The 15,735-nt window shown below is 46.7% G+C and carries 13 protein-coding genes; 4 read left to right on the forward strand and 9 right to left on the reverse strand.

What is annotated here, in order from left to right; translation table 11 throughout:
- Positions 1 to 38: 38 nt before the first annotated feature.
- Together SHD_RS17860 and hemG are read right to left on the reverse strand one after the other, a co-directional pair.
- Positions 39 to 566, reverse strand: a complete 528-nt coding sequence (locus tag SHD_RS17860; RefSeq protein ID WP_023268414.1) for a cytochrome b/b6 domain-containing protein — start codon at positions 564 to 566, stop codon at positions 39 to 41.
- A gap of 40 nt (positions 567 to 606) precedes the next feature.
- Entirely contained in the window at positions 607 to 1,128 is a 522-nt protein-coding gene (hemG, locus tag SHD_RS17865) for a menaquinone-dependent protoporphyrinogen IX dehydrogenase (RefSeq protein ID WP_023268415.1), read from the reverse strand.
- 440 nt (positions 1,129 to 1,568) lie between these two features.
- On the opposite strand from hemG, the gene SHD_RS17870 reads away from it, so the two are divergent.
- Together SHD_RS17870 and SHD_RS17875 are read left to right on the forward strand one after the other, a co-directional pair.
- The gene (locus tag SHD_RS17870) at positions 1,569 to 2,774 is read left to right on the forward strand and encodes an MFS transporter (RefSeq protein ID WP_023268416.1); all 1,206 of its coding nucleotides are present in this window, start codon (positions 1,569 to 1,571) and stop codon (positions 2,772 to 2,774) included.
- Between the two features lie 138 nt (positions 2,775 to 2,912).
- Entirely contained in the window at positions 2,913 to 3,755 is an 843-nt protein-coding gene (locus SHD_RS17875) for a TIGR03899 family protein (protein ID WP_023268417.1), read from the forward strand.
- A gap of 18 nt (positions 3,756 to 3,773) precedes the next feature.
- Here the strand turns inward: SHD_RS17875 and cysC are convergent, their stop codons facing one another.
- The 5 genes from cysC to cobA form a co-directional block, all read right to left on the reverse strand.
- Positions 3,774 to 4,391 (reverse strand): adenylyl-sulfate kinase, encoded by a 618-nt coding sequence (gene cysC / locus SHD_RS17880; RefSeq protein WP_023268418.1) that lies wholly within the window; start codon positions 4,389 to 4,391, stop codon positions 3,774 to 3,776.
- Positions 4,392 to 4,439: 48 nt separating this feature from the next.
- Entirely contained in the window at positions 4,440 to 6,164 is a 1,725-nt protein-coding gene (locus SHD_RS17885; protein WP_039978645.1) for an SLC13 family permease, read from the reverse strand.
- A 3-nt stretch (positions 6,165 to 6,167) separates the two neighbouring features.
- On the reverse strand, positions 6,168 to 7,610 hold the full coding sequence (gene cysN, locus SHD_RS17890; RefSeq protein ID WP_023268420.1) for a sulfate adenylyltransferase subunit CysN: 1,443 nt from the start codon (positions 7,608 to 7,610) through the stop codon (positions 6,168 to 6,170).
- Between the two features lie 129 nt (positions 7,611 to 7,739).
- The gene (gene cysD / locus SHD_RS17895) at positions 7,740 to 8,648 is read right to left on the reverse strand and encodes a sulfate adenylyltransferase subunit CysD (RefSeq protein WP_011623816.1); all 909 of its coding nucleotides are present in this window, start codon (positions 8,646 to 8,648) and stop codon (positions 7,740 to 7,742) included.
- Between the two features lie 78 nt (positions 8,649 to 8,726).
- Complete coding sequence (gene cobA, locus SHD_RS17900; protein ID WP_023268421.1) at positions 8,727 to 9,551, reverse strand: uroporphyrinogen-III C-methyltransferase; 825 nt, start codon at positions 9,549 to 9,551, stop codon at positions 8,727 to 8,729.
- A gap of 430 nt (positions 9,552 to 9,981) precedes the next feature.
- On the opposite strand from cobA, the gene SHD_RS17905 reads away from it, so the two are divergent.
- Positions 9,982 to 10,866: a phospholipase A gene (locus SHD_RS17905; RefSeq protein WP_023268422.1), complete on the forward strand. Its 885-nt coding sequence runs from the start codon at positions 9,982 to 9,984 to the stop codon at positions 10,864 to 10,866.
- A gap of 186 nt (positions 10,867 to 11,052) precedes the next feature.
- The gene (locus SHD_RS17910) at positions 11,053 to 12,600 is read left to right on the forward strand and encodes a S41 family peptidase (RefSeq protein ID WP_023268423.1); all 1,548 of its coding nucleotides are present in this window, start codon (positions 11,053 to 11,055) and stop codon (positions 12,598 to 12,600) included.
- A gap of 53 nt (positions 12,601 to 12,653) precedes the next feature.
- On the opposite strand, the gene SHD_RS17915 is transcribed toward SHD_RS17910, so the two are convergent.
- Together SHD_RS17915 and mtgA are read right to left on the reverse strand one after the other, a co-directional pair.
- On the reverse strand, positions 12,654 to 14,390 hold the full coding sequence (locus SHD_RS17915; RefSeq protein WP_023268424.1) for a hypothetical protein: 1,737 nt from the start codon (positions 14,388 to 14,390) through the stop codon (positions 12,654 to 12,656).
- A 367-nt stretch (positions 14,391 to 14,757) separates the two neighbouring features.
- Entirely contained in the window at positions 14,758 to 15,543 is a 786-nt protein-coding gene (gene mtgA / locus SHD_RS17920; protein ID WP_039978646.1) for a monofunctional biosynthetic peptidoglycan transglycosylase, read from the reverse strand.
- Between the last annotated feature and the right edge of the window lie 192 nt (positions 15,544 to 15,735).

A 15,735-nucleotide genomic window follows, 5' to 3' on the forward strand; every position in this document is an offset into this window, starting at 1 on the left:
TACAGGTTGATGGGGTAAATGAAATACGGACGAGGGAATTATTGTCTTATAAATTCAATAATATGAGTTGCAGCAAGAATCAGATGGACAACTAAAAAGCCGATAAAGAAATCGGCACAGATTTGATGATATCCACGCCATATCATCGCGAGCGGGGTACCTTGATAAATAAACCATACCACGCCAGTTAATCCTGTAGCCACCAGCAGTAACATGCCCATACCTTCAACCGTACTGAATAAGCCCTTACCGCCCGCGACGGGTAATTTGCCCTTAAACAGCCCTTTAATGTCCTGCGCTAATTGGCCCCAATCTCCCACTAACCAGGCAAAGTACTGGTGCCATTTCCCTTGAAGGGTATTGCGCAGTAAAAATAAAATCCCCAGAGCAGCGCAAATTAATCCAAGGTAAACATGCAGGTAATCCCAAATGCTGGCATTAGCGCGCAGGCTTCTGCCAATAAAAATCCACGGGCTAGTACAGACGAGTAAGGCAGAAGACAGCACAATCCAAACGTGCAAACGTGCCAATAAAAAACCGAGTGCCTGCATTAATTTTTCCGACATAGCTGCTTACCCTTGCGACAGACTTATTCCATTAACCCGTTTAGGCTTGGTGGATCTGAAGGCCAAACTCATTCACTTTTTGCCAATCTGTGTATTCAACATTGGTGACAGGATCCGTAGGCCCCTTAGTTAACCACATGATAAAGCGTATAATATTTCTATCGAAAGCATTATAACCTTGGTAATTGAGATTACCGCCAAACACTTGTAACAGGGTTGGGCGCCAAGTCGTTTTACTTAAAAATGCTTGCATGTACGGGTTGGTTTCTGGGGTGTTTTTCTCGGGTTTACGGGCGACTAAACTGACTGAGAAGAAACCGCTCACCTTTTGCGTGAGGATCTGTTGATGCTTTTGAATAAATTCGTACAAGGTCGGATTATGTTTTCCGTGACGAATACTGGCACCAATAATGATCTTATCGAAGGATTCCATCGCTGGAACAGCCTTAATATCCGCAATCACCACAGAATTTCCCAACTCTTTAAGTTGCTGCGCTAACTGATTGGTGATTTTACGAGTGTGACCATGAACACTGGAAAAGATGATCAGAATTTTTTTCACTTAAGCCTCGATTATCTCAACAAAAACAAGAAAAAGCGGCCAGAAAAAAGACAAGACGGCGGCTTTATGTTGACCTCAACATACCGTTAAAAGTGGGACTAAATCCCTCGTAATACAGAAGGTAACGACGATATACACAATGCGCCTGTATTAGGAACAACTCAGATAACGGCATTTAGGTTTATCACGCAAAAAGCAAACTGCCTATTACGATATTGCATACTAGGTGATTTAGTCATCGATTTACATGAAATAGATCACGGGCTTAGCGCCAAATAAACACTGGATATACGGTAATTCTAGCTTGCTCACAAAAATAAATATCCGCTTCATAGGGATCAAAATGTTACAAAATCAGAAATCTGACTAAGTGCTCACTGGTAGCTAATATGGGGTAAAAGCATTAGCATTTGTTCACTTATCGCCTGAGTTCCCCATTGATGAACACAAATAAAACCTCAAATCCCAAGGCATTACTGCTGTGGATGACCTTTGTTATGTCGCTGGTCTTCGCCGTCTGGCAAGCCCTGCTCAATAACTTCGTGATTGAAAAAGCGCAATTTACTGGTGCCGAAATCGGTATGCTGCAAAGCCTGCGGGAAATCCCCGGCTTCTTGGCCTTTACCGCCATTTTTGTATTGCTGTTAGTGCGCGAACAAGCCTTCGCTCTGCTCTCGTTAGCCCTGCTTTGTATTGGCGTGGCGATTACAGGCTTTTTCCCGCAGGTGTTGGGGTTATATCTGACCACAATTCTGATGTCAGTTGGGTTCCATTATTTTGAAACCATTAACCAATCCCTCACTCTGCAATGGGTCGATAAACAAGACACCGCGGCATTTATGGGTAAAGCTCTCGCATGGCGCTCGGCGGCAGCCTTAGTAGGTTATGGCAGTATTTGGATAGTGATGACTTGGCTAAAGCTAGACTACTGGCATATGTATTTGATTATTGGCGTATTAGGTTTACTGATGGTGATCAGTATGAGCCTGTATTACCCACAGTTTGATACCCATGAAGTGCAACATAAAAAGGTGATCCTGCGTAAACGCTACTGGTTGTATTACTTACTGACCTTCTTCTCCGGCGCACGCCGGCAAATTTTTATGGTGTTTGCAGGCTTTATGATGGTCGAGAAATTCGGCTATAGCGTTAGCGAAATCACCGCCTTATTCCTTATCAACTATGTAGTTAATCTGCTTTTCGCCCCAGCAATTGGCCGCTTTATCGGCCGTATTGGTGAACGTAATGCCCTCACAGTGGAATACATTGGGCTGTTTTTTGTGTTTGTCAGCTATGCCCTTGTCGAACAACCCCATATGGCCGCCGCGCTCTATGTGGTTGACCATTTACTGTTTGCGATGGCGATTGCCATGAAAACCTATTTCCAAAAGATTGCCGACAGCAAAGATATTGCCGCCACTATGTCGGTCAGCTTTACCATTAACCATATCGCCGCGGTCATTATCCCCGTACTCTTAGGCCTGTTGTGGCTAAGCGATCCCGCCCTAGTCTTCTGTATAGGTGCAGGCTTTGCAGTGTGCTCATTAGTATTGGCTCTCAATGTGCCGCGTCATCCATCACTCGGTAATGAAACCTACTGGACATGGCCAACGAAGGCGATAGATAAATTACATCTCGATAGCTAACGCTTTGCATAAAGTTCAATCGTTGAATGCAAAAAAGCAATCTAGAGCAGCGACTTAAGGATTACAATCGACTAAGCTGATGTGCGGAATAAATAAGTATCCCGCATATCAACAGCGAATAGGTCACAGGATTAAGGCATGAAGGATTCAGATATTTTAATGCTTGCGGATGAAGCAGCCCCCGCAGCGGAAGTGTCAGCCCGTAAAAAGGCTCTGCTACTCGGACGCCAACTCGGGCTTGCCAGCGAGCAAGAATATCGTCCCGCCAATGCCTCTATTGCCGAGCGCGCGCAGCATAGGGAGCGTAAACTTGCCAGCCAATACCAGGCCAATGTTGAAACCATTTTCGCCCTCGCCTTGAGCTATACGCCATCGGATGTTACGGGTGTCGATCTCGATCCCGACTGGAGTCATCAATTTTTTCTGATGGCCGAACAAATTCACAATCGAAAGATGCAGGATCTTTGGGCACGCATTCTCTCCAGTGAAATTATCAATCCGGGCAACTTTAGCCTACGCACCTTAGCGCTACTCAAACAACTCACCCACAGAGAAGCACAAATCCTCGAAAAGGCCTTGGGTATGGCGGCCAAAGTCAATAATGAACAACGCTTAAAACTCATTAGCGGCTATCGACTGACTGGCGGACTCGGGCAGTATTTTCGCAAACATACGACCATCACCTTGGGACTATCGCAATTTGGGTTACCCTACTCGAGCATTCTTACCTTGGTCGATGCGGGGATCCTTCACAGCAGTGAGTTCGAAACCGGTTTACTGAATAGCAAAACTCCGATCCAACTCACTATGCCCGGTATCCAAATGAAGCTCACCCCAAAGAGCGGTAACTTGCTGTTTAGCTACTATCGATTAACGCCGATTGGCGATGAGCTGGCACAACTCGTTTTGCCTAAACAGGACCATGAGTACCTCAAAGCACTCCAAGCCCTGTTTGCCAAGGATTTCAAAATTGAGCAATAATCGCGAAGAAGCTAACGACTAAGCCGAAGCGGTTAACCGACTGGAATTAATAACGCCTATCGCCGTTAGATAATCAATCAATGCACTGACTTGGGAAGATAAATCCCCTTTGCTGGTATCAATTGTTAACTCCGCAGAGAGTGGTGCCTCATAGGGTGATGAAATGCCAGTAAAATTGCTGATTTCACCGCGGCGAGCCTTAACATACAAGCCCTTAGGATCGCGCTGCTCACATATGTTAAGCGGCGTCGACACATGCACTTCGATAAATTGACCTTCAGGAAAACGTTCCCGTATGCTATCGCGCTCCTCGCGGGTCGGCGAGATAAAGGCCGATAGTACGACTAAGCCCGCATCCACCATAAGTTTTGCCACTTCGCCGACACGGCGTAAGTTTTCATCCCTATCGGCAACGCTAAAACCCAGATCCTTGCACAAACCATGGCGTACATTGTCGCCATCGAGCAAATAAGTGTGAAAGCCTGCCTCAAACAGTGCGCGCTCAAGCGCCCCTGCTAAAGTCGACTTACCCGCACCAGACAGCCCAGTAAACCAGAGTAACACTGGATTTTGGCCCTTAAGTTTGGCTCTGGCCGCTTGGTCGACACTATGTTGGTGCCACACAATATTGCTCATAAACACTCCTCAAACCTTAGGTTGAGTAACAACCTAAGACAAAAATCATTAAAACGGAAAGATGACTGGCACCATAAAAATCACTATCAGGGAATAAAGCACAGATAGCGGTAGCCCTAAGCGCAAAAAGTCACTGAAACGATAGTTGCCCGCGTTAAACACCATCAAGTTAGTTTGATAGCCGTAGGGCGAAATAAAACTGGCACTGGCACCAAACACCACGGCCATAATAAACGGCCTTGGATCAACGCCATAATTCAGCGCCACCGCATAGGCAATCGGAAAGGCCAAAGCCGCCGCGGCATTATTGGTAACGAGTTCCGTCAGTAATAAGGTGACTAAATAGACCCCCACAAAGGCGCCAAATACCCCATAACCATTGATTGCACCAAGTAAGCCTTGAGCGAGTCCCTCAGCAAGACCTGTGCTCATCATCAGGTTCGCCAGCCCCAAAGCACTGCCGACTATCACCACTAATTCCAGCGGGAAACGACGCTTAAGTTCAGATAAGGTCACGGCGCCAATGGCAAAGTAGCTCAGCAGTAATAACACCAATCCTTTTGCCAAGGGTAAAATCCCCGCCAGACTCAGGCCAATCGTCAGCACAAATCCGGCTAACACGATACGACTACGTTTAGTGTCTAAACGCACATTTAAATCGAGCCCGCTGACGGCGGCAAATTCGGTACTCAGCTTAGCATTGGTGCTAAAACCATCCCCCGGCGTCAGCAGCAACACATCGCCTGGTTGTAAAACAATATCGCCCAAACCACCTTTTAACGGATGATGACCGCGACGAATCGCCATAACCGCCGCATCAAACTGCTCGCGAAAACGAGATTCCTTTAAGCTGCTGCCCACTAGACTCGATGAAGGAGCTAACACGGCTTCGACTAGGTTTTGCCCCTTGGCTTGATGTTTGCCAAACCAATCTAGGCCATCGAATTGATGTAACAGCTCCACCGACTCCACCGCGCCACTGAAACGCAGCACATCGTCCGCCTGTAACACTAACTGTGGCGGAACCGGACAAATACAAATACCGCTGCGCTCTAGCTCGACTAAATAGAGCTTTTTCAGGGCTCTTAATTTGTTATCCACCACGCTACGCCCAACTAAAGGCGAGCCTTTGGCCACGTGGGCTTCCAGCAGATAGGGCAGTGTTTCTTCAGTCGTATCCTCTCGCCTGTCGGGTAAGGTATTGGCCAATACAATCAGCAGCACTATGCCTAACAGCACAATCAGCGTGGCCACAGGGGTGAACTCAAAGAACCCCAGCGCAGGCAAGCCCGCATTCTCGACAAACGAGTTGACGATAAGGTTAGTGGAAGTACCGATTAAGGTCAGCGTACCGCCCAGAATCGCCGCATAGTTAAGTGGTAACAACAACTTAGCCGGAGCGTGGGCCTGATTACGGCGCACCACCCCAATCAAAGATGCAACGACGGCGGTGTTATTGGTAAAAGAGGACAGCAGCGCCGTCGAAAACCCCAATTTTGCCATAGTCACCGCAAGCGAATTATTGCCAATCACTTGGCTTAACTTGCCCAGCAGTGAGGTTTTTTCCAGTGCCGTCGCCGCCAGCACCAATAACACCAGTGTGACTAAACCTGTGTTGGTAAAGCTAGTTAGCGCCGTGTCGAGTGATACCATTCCTAGGAGGTAACAGAGTAAAAAAGCAAATAAAAACAACACAGCGGGATTAATGCGGCCGACGATTAAGCCAGCCACTAATCCAAACAACACTATAGCTAATAGCCACAAGTCACTCACGTATTAGGCTCCAAGCTTTGAAATATCGATCGCTTGCCAATGTGGGAAGTGCTTACGCACCAGCGCATTAAACTCGATTTCAAAGGCGCTAAATTGTGAAGACGCTTGCTTGTTCACATGCTGTCCCGATACCACCATCACAGCCGCAACAGTAGCATTGGATAAACGGTCAATCAGGATCATGCCGCCAGTATCACGTACCAGAGAATAGGCATCGAAAACGATATCTTCGGTCAACTCTAAGGTCACGCGGGCGATGGCATTGAGCCCTAAAGTGTCGGCGTTGCTGCGCGCAAGCGTGTTCACATCAACCACATAGTCGATAGCCGTAACAGAGGCTTGGGTCTTCTTACCCGCAACTTTAATGTCGTATAACTGGCCGAGTTGTAATGGTTTTTCATCCATCCACACTAGGTCAGCCACGATTTGATTGGCAACCTGTGGCGCACTCTCTGGCAGTGCCAGTAAGTCACCGCGGGAAATATCGATTTCATCTTCTAAGGTGATAGTGACGGCTTGCCCTGCAGTCGCTTCGGCGAGATCGCCATCGAAGGTCACAATGCGTTCAACCTTGCTACGCTTACCCGAAGGCAGCGCAACCACCTCGTCACCCACCTTGATGACACCAGAGGCTAAAGTTCCGGCAAAACCACGAAAATCGAGATTTGGACGCGACACATATTGCACTGGGAAGCGTACAGGCAAGGCGCTAAGTTCACGTTGGGTATCAATGGTTTCGAGTAACTCCAGCAGCGTGCCACCCTGATACCAAGGCGTATGTAGACTCGGCTCAACCACGTTATCACCATTGAGGGCCGATAAAGGCACAAAGTGAATATCTAAGTCGCCAAAATATTTTACGAACTCACTGAAATCATTACGGATACGATTGAATACTTGCTCATCGAACCCGAGTAAATCCATCTTATTAACCGCGACCACAAAGTGGCGAATGCCCAGCAAAGAGGCAATAAAGGCATGACGCTTAGTTTGAGTCTGCACGCCGTAACGCGCATCCACTAAGATCACCGCTAGATCACAGGTTGAGGCACCAGTCGCCATATTACGGGTGTACTGCTCATGGCCTGGGGTATCAGCGATAATAAACTTACGCTTATCGCTTGAAAAATAACGATAAGCGACATCGATAGTAATGCCCTGCTCGCGCTCGGCTTGCAGACCATCCACCAGCAAAGCCAAGTCGATGGCTTCGCCCGTTGTGCCCATCTTAGCGCTATCATTTTTTAAGCTGGCGAGTTGGTCTTCGTAAATCTGCGCGCTGTCATGCAGTAAACGGCCAATAAGGGTGCTCTTGCCATCGTCTACGCTGCCGCAGGTTAAAAAGCGCAACAAACCCTTATGTTGTTGCTGGGCTAGATATTCTTTTACCCCGTGCTGACTAATTTCTGCCGCCATACGATTGGTTTTATTGACCGCTTTATCCATCTTTATCTCACTCTTATCTTGCTCAACTGTTCGTGAAATCACTGGTACTTGATTGCTCTAAAAGCCTTCATCGGGACATTCACAAAATCGGTTTAATCTGTCTCTAACCTGCGCTCGAAATGCCTTGGTTTAGAAATAACCTTGGCGTTTCTTCTGCTCCATCGATGCACTCTGATCCGAGTCAATCAATCGCCCTTGGCGTTCGCTCGAGCGAGTTAGCAGCATTTCTTCGATGATTTTTTCGAGATTATCCGCCTGCGAATGCATCGCCGCCGTCAATGGATAACAACCTAAGGTTCTAAAACGCACCACTTCATGCTTGATGGTTTCGCCTTCTTCAAGCTTCATACGCTCATCGTCGGCCATAATCAGCTGACCGCCACGCTCAACCACAGGGCGCTCGGCGGCAAAATACAGTGGCACTAACTCAATGTTTTCTTGATAGATATATTGCCAAATATCGAGTTCAGTCCAGTTAGATAACGGGAAGACACGAATACTTTCGCCCTTATTAACCGCGCCGTTATAGGTGCGCCACAGCTCGGGGCGTTGATTCTTGGGATCCCATCTGTGGTGACGATCGCGGAACGAATACACTCGCTCCTTCGCGCGGGACTTTTCCTCATCGCGTCGCGCACCACCGAATGCGGCATCGAAACCATATTGGTTTAAGGCTTGTTTTAAGCCTTGGGTTTTCATGATGTCAGTGTGCTTGGCACTGCCATGATCGAAGGGATTAATCCCTTGGGCAACGCCTTCGGGGTTGGTGTGGGTTAATAATTCAAAACCAAACTTTTTCGCCTGCGCATCACGAAAGGCGATCATCTCTTTGAATTTCCAGCCCGTATCCACGTGCAGCAAGGGGAATGGGATCTTGCCGGGATAAAAGGCTTTACGCGCAAGGTGTAACATCACCGAAGAATCTTTTCCGATGGAATACAACATTACTGGATTGTCGAATTCGGCAGCGACTTCACGAATGATCTGAATGCTTTCGGCTTCCAGTTGTTGTAAGTGGCTTAATTCACGCCCGGCCATACTCTTCTCCGTTTACCTAAAATGGGCTGCAAAAGGCAGCTGGATTTAACTTAACTATTTCTAAAAAATCTGATTTAACTAAACTTTTGCCACAATCTTGGCGGCATCCGCGGTATCGGGTGCGGACTCGCCCTTAGGTTGGAACCAATTTAAGCTGTCAGCTAACGCAACCACTTCGCCAATAATCATCAGGGCGGGCATTTGCAATTGCGGATTGGCCGCGAGCTGCTCGAGTGAATCTAATTGACCAATAAAACACTGCTGCGACTGAGTGGTCGCCTTAGAGACAATCGCCACTGGGGTTTGTGGGCTACGGCCAGCATCGATTAATCCTTGACGAATAATGCCCGCATTTAAAATTCCCATATACACAACTAAGGTATTGTTTGGATTAGCGTAACCTTGCCAGTCCATCGGACGGCTTTCGAGCTGACAATGACCAGTGATAAAGGTCACCCCTTGGGCATAATCCCTGTGAGTTAATGGAATGCCCGCATAGGCCGAAGTGCCGCTGGCGGCGGTAATACCAGGAACCACTTCAAATTCGACGCCCGCTTCAACTAAGGTTTGTAACTCTTCACCACCGCGGCCAAAAATAAAGGGATCGCCGCCCTTGAGGCGTACCACGTTTTTACGGGTATAAGCTTTCGTCACCAGTAACTGATTAATTTCATCCTGCGCAGCACTATGTTTACCAGCACGTTTGCCAACGGCAATCTTCTCTGCATCTTTGGGGATCAAATCGAGGATATCTTGGCTGACGAGCGCATCGTATAGCACAGCGTCGGCTGACTTGAGAATGCGCCAAGCCTTGAGGGTTAATAGCTCCACGTCTCCGGGGCCCGCGCCAACTAGCCAGACTTTGCCCTTCGCCCCTTGGCCCAGTAAAGATAAAATTTCCATCACATTCCCCGATATGAGATCAATGTGTTGCAATATAGCTCTAGTTATATTCCTTAATAAATATAAAATCATTAATTGTTATATCAAAAAGAAATAAAAACAGGGCTTAGAATCAAGCCAATTCACTATACTTGAGGGCGGCAAAAGCGCTACAGGCCTAAAAATAATTTAAATAGTTGAAATAAAAGGATAAATCAATATTTCAAGGCTGATTTTCCGGCAATCAAAACTTGCATAAAGTCACATAACCGCACTATGTTATTGCTAAAAATTCTACTTAGTTGCTTCTTTAGATCACGAAAATAGGTTCAATATCGCCATAACCAAGTTGGGCAAATGGCAGGGTTTCTCACAATAGATCCACAAACTAATGTTAAGCTGGGCAAACAACGAGAAAGCGTAAGGCAAACAGACACATCAAGGAGGGCCGATGTCCCTATTTTATAAAGGTATCGCATTAATTGGGCTGTTAACTTGTACTGGACTTCAAGCGGAAGAATCCCTTGTTGAAGGAAGAGTACAGGACGAGCTAGCCACCTCAGAACGTCCCTTCGTGATCACGCCGCATAAAGTGAATTACATTTTACCCGCCACCTACAATCCCGATCCCAATATGGCGCCCTTCGCCCAAGATGCGGCCGAAAACGACTATACCCTGGACGAAATGGAAGCTAAGTTCCAGATAAGCTTTAAATTTCCTCTTTGGTATAACGTCTTTGGCGACAATGGCCACCTGTTTTTTGCCTACACAAACCAATCCTATTGGCAGCTGTATAACAAGGATATTTCTTCCCCGTTCCGTGAAACTAACCACGAACCCGAAATCTTTATGCTGTTTAACAATGACTGGAAAATCGGCAGCGTGACCAACTCCTTCTGGGGCTTTGGTGCGGTACATCAATCGAATGGTAGGTCAGGGTTACTATCCCGAAGTTGGAATCGCATCTATGGCACTATGATTTTTGATGCCGGTCCATTGGCCTTTGCCACTAAGGTGTGGTGGCGTATTCCTGAGGATGAAAAAACCGATATCCATCAACCCCGTGGCGACGATAACCCTGACATCGATGAATACATAGGTAAAGCTGAGTTTGTAGGGGTTTATGGCATCGATGACCATAGATTCACCCTCACCCTAAAAACCAACTTTAAAGATATTGACCGAGGCTCGGCAGAATTTACTTGGAGCTACCCGATAATCGGCAATTTACGCCTTTATACTCAATATTTTAACGGATATGGTGAGAGCCTTATCGACTATAACCATCATAATCAACGTATTGGTATTGGCGTTTCCCTAAACGATATTCTCTAGTCTCTTAACCGTGACAAGGCACAAAAAATAGCCATAATTCTATGCTGACTGATGAGAACTGCTGTTAAATTGCTCAAATGGACACGAGCAAAAGGTGCGCTCTGGTGATTTATATTGCCAAAATAGACATTTACATCGATAGTCGCACACCTTTTTAGCAGTAAAAGTAAGTTGTCATGGAGGAATATGAATTTTAGCTATCGCACTGTCGTTAGTTTGCTGGGCGTGATTATTTGCGCGAGCCTTATCAGGCTCGCGTTTTTCGCTATTCCTGAAAAAGCACAACCCACGCTAACGACCAAAGATATTCGCCAAGATCTCTATATTCTGTTTGACCAAATTGAGCAACACTCGGCATTTTACGCACTAGATCCACAGACCAATGAGCAGCAGATCAAACGACTGGCAGGGTTAATCACAGCACAATATCAAGATGTTGTACCTAAAGAGCGCTTCGCCGCCGAACTCACAAAACTACTTAATACCTTAAAAGACCCTGGGACACAGGTTGCGAAAGTCGAAAATAGCAGCGGCGAACTGCCCTTAACACTCAGGCCCGTCAACGAGCAATGGCTCGCCTTGGACAGCCAAAATAATCCCATCAGCGCCGATTTTCCCTTTATTACCCATATCGATGGCATTCCCTTAAGCAAATGGATTTCGGCCAGCCAAGCGTATTTATCTGAGCCTGCAAAAAATAGTCAAGAGATGCAGCTGATTTGGCTCAAGCGACTCAATTTGCTGCGGGAGGACTTAGGCTTAAGCATCAAGCCCCATGTGCTGATAAGCTTAATTAATGATGATTTGCAGACCACGCAAGTGACTATCGCCCTGCCGCAACCATCGAAAACCATAGTTAAACCGATTGAGGATGAGACTGAGCTGAGTTTTGAAAGCCTGATCACTCAACTCGATAATTTGGCCCCGACGGCGCCAATCAGGCCTGATTATTCATTAGAGCAGATTAATCCGACGACAGCACGGCTCAAGATTGATGATCTCTATGCCTTTGAACTCGATAAAAGACAACAAGACGCCCTACGCCAAGGCATGGAGCAACCATTGTTGATTGTCGATTTGAGGCAAGCGAGGGGCTTTAGTCCTAAATTACTGACCATGTTGTCGCGTTATCAAGATATGCAGCCCAATACTAGCCAGTATCACTCGGCGGTTGAACAAATCATGGGATTTGCTCACTACCGCCGCTCGCCAGAACTGAGGAATGATTATTTAAGGCCCCTAAATTTTAGGCCGCTCGAGGCACTGGAACTCAGCTCGCCTCGACTTAAGGTGTTAACGAGGCGTCTGCCAAGCATAGATGAAAACCGATTTAGCCCTTGGTTTGTTCGCACAAAACCCGAAGTTGTAGCCGAAGGCAATAATCGCCTTGCGCTGCTTGTCAGTCCTTTGTGTAAACAGGAATGCGAGTGGATAGCCTACCGCACTAAAGCTTGGTCTAGGGTGAATCTGATTGGCGAAAAAACCTCGGGGGATTTTGCCAGACAATACCAACTCACCTTACCTAACAGTGACTTAGATGTTCGCTTTAGCAGCTCACTTACCTATGACGCCGCAGGCGAACTGCTTTCAGGAAAAGGCACTGAGCCTGATATTTGGCTGCCACAGAACAGCGATATTGAATGGCAAGGGCTGGTCAGTTTAGTGCGCGCTGCGAAACCGAAATCCATAGACACGCCTCTCGGTTCTCAACCTAAGTTAGCGCAAGCCAATTAACAAAAAAGCCAGCAATCTGCTGGCTTTTCGATTAACACTCTAAGGTATCAAGCTTACTTCTTCTCGCTCGCTTTTGAGTTCATCACAGAACCAAACACTATGCCCTGTTTGTTCACATCGAAGCTCATTTGCACGCGCATATTGTAATCTTTCAGCATTTGCAGCTCTTCAGGAATCGGCTCGCCAGTCAGTTCTAACAGGGTCAGCACTGGGGTAAACATCTTACCGTAGTCAGCCGACATGCTGTACAGCCCATTGGCCGATGGCTTTTCGCCTGCCAGTTTATTGGCTAACGCTAAGCCCTTGTCGCCAGAGTAAACCACTAAATGTTGTCCCTTAATCGCCAGCATCGGCTTGATGTTCATCTCAGGCGGCAACATTAACAGTGGTGATAAGTCGGTAGGCTCGCCATTATCCGCAACTTGCAGTTCAGCCAGCATAGGTGCAAAAGGTTTCACCATATTGAACAGCATTGAAGGATTATCAGCCGTTAAGCTCACTAAGGCATCTAAGCTTTCAAGCTTGGGCTCTTGGTCTTGTGTGCTCATCTTATAATCGAGCAATGACAGGCTCAAACCTTTAACGCCGTTAGCCATGCCGGTAAACATACCTAACATCGCAGGGCTCTGTTGGCTTAATTCAGCTTGCAACTCGGCAAGCGGTGCACAGGTTAACTGCGGCTTTTGCAGATCGTCCCAAATCGCCGTCAGTGAAGGCGCAACTTCGTTAACGTCAATCCCCAGCCCCATCGAGAAGATAGTACTGTTAATGTCAGCTAGGTGGGTTGGAATGTAGCCGCGCATTTTTTGCAATGCGGTTAAGATTGCCTGATTTTTGCTTTCAACCACAAAAGAGGCCGCCATATGGCTTTCTTTTTCGGTCGAACTAAATGCGGTTAATCCCGCAACAGTACGAGGCCAGTTAGCAGCAATGGCGGTTAGCTCAGTTTTACATTCAGGAGTACGGATTTCCGCTAACGGATCTTCACCTTGGCTTTCTTCCGCCATGAATTGAGTAAGCTGTTTGCCTAGCATATTGCCATCGGGAGAGGTAATCGCTTTAACAATCTCAACGTGGTTGATAAAGCTGATGCTATCTTCCATAAAACCATGGGTTTTAATGATGTCTTTCAGCATGCCTGAAGCGGCTAAGGATTGAGTCGGTTTCTTTAATCCAAAGGCCATTTCTAAGATTTCTGGCTCAATCGTTGTGCCAGACAAGGTCACAGTTAAGATGCCATCTTTATGGGCAAATAAAAGGTCAACCTTCTCAGTAGAACCTTCTTCAGCGAGTGAATAAGCACGATAATCAACGCCCGCTAGGGTGCGCTTCTCATGGGTGAAACCGCTGTCTTTCTCGGCTTTATCCAAGACTGCCCAAAATGCATCGATTTGATCCACATTGGTTTTAAGTACGGGGATCACGCCCAAGGTATAGAAAAAAGGCTCGACTTCATTTGGTAAACCAAAGGTCTTAAGCAATTGGGTTGGATTTTTTATCCCATCCATATACTGCGTATAGATGCTGACAAAGAACTTGGCCATAGGGCTATCTAATTCGCCTAATTCGGCCAACGAATCCGTAGAGTATTGCTGGTAATTACCAGAAATAGATTGCAGGTAGTTTTTCAGTGGGAAAGGTTTTAACTGACCTGAAAATACTGGGGTGTCGGCAGGGATATAATCAAGCAAAGGATTGGCCGAAGCACTCGAGCTAGTTCCATGCTGAGTATACCAATAAGCACCTGCTCCCGCTGCAATAATTGCCGCAGCAATAACAATCTTCTTCATCTAAAACTCCATTTAATCATCGTCAAAGTGATAAAAATAATACCGAAAGCATTAGCCTCCGGTATTTAAATACTGACCTATTGTCATTCCTTTTTACACGCGTCATGGCAAACCAACATCCGACACAAGCTAAAAATTAGCGAGGGGAATAGCCAAAGGACTGAGTGTATTTGAAGGGGAAATTCGTGCGCTAATTTACCATTAATTAACCTAGGATGCGAATCAAGCTGCACGATTAAGACAAATTCGTTTAGCAAACTAAATGAAATTTACATTCAGAGCCTAATTCATCTTGAGGATAAAGTTCATATTAACGATAAAGCACATGGCATATTAATAAGACAAAAGTTATCGCCTTATTTATTCGTTAATCGGCCTGATGAACACGGTTGAGCGTCACTTCCCCTAACTGGCGCATTTGCTTACGGATCCAAGCGGAGCGCTGCTCAACATAAGGTGAAGGCGGCGAGACTTTATATCGCCAAGGATTAGGCAATACCGCAGCTAATAATGACGCCTCATAACGGGTTAATTTGGCGGCACTCTTACCAAAATAATGTTTCGATGCGGCTTCGGCGCCATATATTCCGGGGCCAAATTCGACGATATTAAGATACACTTCGAGAATGCGCGACTTATCCCAAACCAATTCCATTAACAGGGTAAACCAGGCCTCAATTCCCTTGCGGATAAAACTGCGGCTCGACCACATAAACAGGTTTTTCGCCGCTTGCTGACTTAAGGTACTCGCACCGCGAACCTTGTTGCCCTTTTGGTTGTATTCAATGGCCGAACTTATCGCGGCTAAGTCAAACCCCGTGTGGCTGGCAAACTTTTGATCCTCTGCGGCAATCACGGCTAATTGTAACTCAGGGGAAATTTGCTCGAGTGAGCACCATTGATGCCTAACCTCAGTAATCGGCGCGGGCGGAAATATTGCCCGTTCAATCCGCCAAGTCCACATAGGCGGGTCAATAAAACGCAGTAGCACCACGCTAAAAATGGAGGCGAGTAATAAGCCCAAGATAAGTTTAACGAACCAAGCGACTATTCGCTTAAGGCCACGCGCTTTGGGCTTGGGCGCTGGGCGATTGGATTTGTTCCCTAGAGGACGATTGACATGATCGCGCATGGCATACATAGGGGCGGTCATCCAGTAATCCTCATCAATAATTCCATCAAAGGGGCCGTTTGCGGCAGCATTAGCCACTCAGCATAAAATAGCACAGTGTAAGTTGATGATAATATTGTCATAAACAGCGCCAAAAACCGAGCTGAATTGATGAATTAGCGAAATAAATGATGTTAACTATGTTGGCTCAACCTCGGCAGCTTTGACCACAGC

It is taken from the genome of Shewanella decolorationis S12 (genome assembly GCF_000485795.1).
Classification (GTDB): Bacteria; Pseudomonadota; Gammaproteobacteria; order Enterobacterales; family Shewanellaceae; genus Shewanella; species Shewanella decolorationis.

Bases quoted from the DNA above. Each gene is read 5' to 3' on its own strand.
- SHD_RS17875 (WP_023268417.1), top strand. From the start codon at position 2,913: ATGAAGGATTCAGATATTTTAATGCTTGCGGATGAAGCAGCCCCCGCA.
- cobA (WP_023268421.1), bottom strand. From the start codon at position 9,551: ATGGAAATTTTATCTTTACTGGGCCAAGGGGCGAAGGGCAAAGTCTGG.
- mtgA (WP_039978646.1), bottom strand. From the start codon at position 15,543: ATGACCGCCCCTATGTATGCCATGCGCGATCATGTCAATCGTCCTCTA.
- cysC (WP_023268418.1), bottom strand. From the start codon at position 4,391: ATGAGCAATATTGTGTGGCACCAACATAGTGTCGACCAAGCGGCCAGA.
- SHD_RS17910 (WP_023268423.1), top strand. From the start codon at position 11,053: ATGAATTTTAGCTATCGCACTGTCGTTAGTTTGCTGGGCGTGATTATT.
- SHD_RS17905 (WP_023268422.1), top strand. From the start codon at position 9,982: ATGTCCCTATTTTATAAAGGTATCGCATTAATTGGGCTGTTAACTTGT.
- SHD_RS17860 (WP_023268414.1), bottom strand. From the start codon at position 566: ATGTCGGAAAAATTAATGCAGGCACTCGGTTTTTTATTGGCACGTTTG.
- SHD_RS17915 (WP_023268424.1), bottom strand. From the start codon at position 14,390: ATGAAGAAGATTGTTATTGCTGCGGCAATTATTGCAGCGGGAGCAGGT.
- cysD (WP_011623816.1), bottom strand. From the start codon at position 8,648: ATGGCCGGGCGTGAATTAAGCCACTTACAACAACTGGAAGCCGAAAGC.
- SHD_RS17870 (WP_023268416.1), top strand. From the start codon at position 1,569: ATGAACACAAATAAAACCTCAAATCCCAAGGCATTACTGCTGTGGATG.
- cysN (WP_023268420.1), bottom strand. From the start codon at position 7,610: ATGGATAAAGCGGTCAATAAAACCAATCGTATGGCGGCAGAAATTAGT.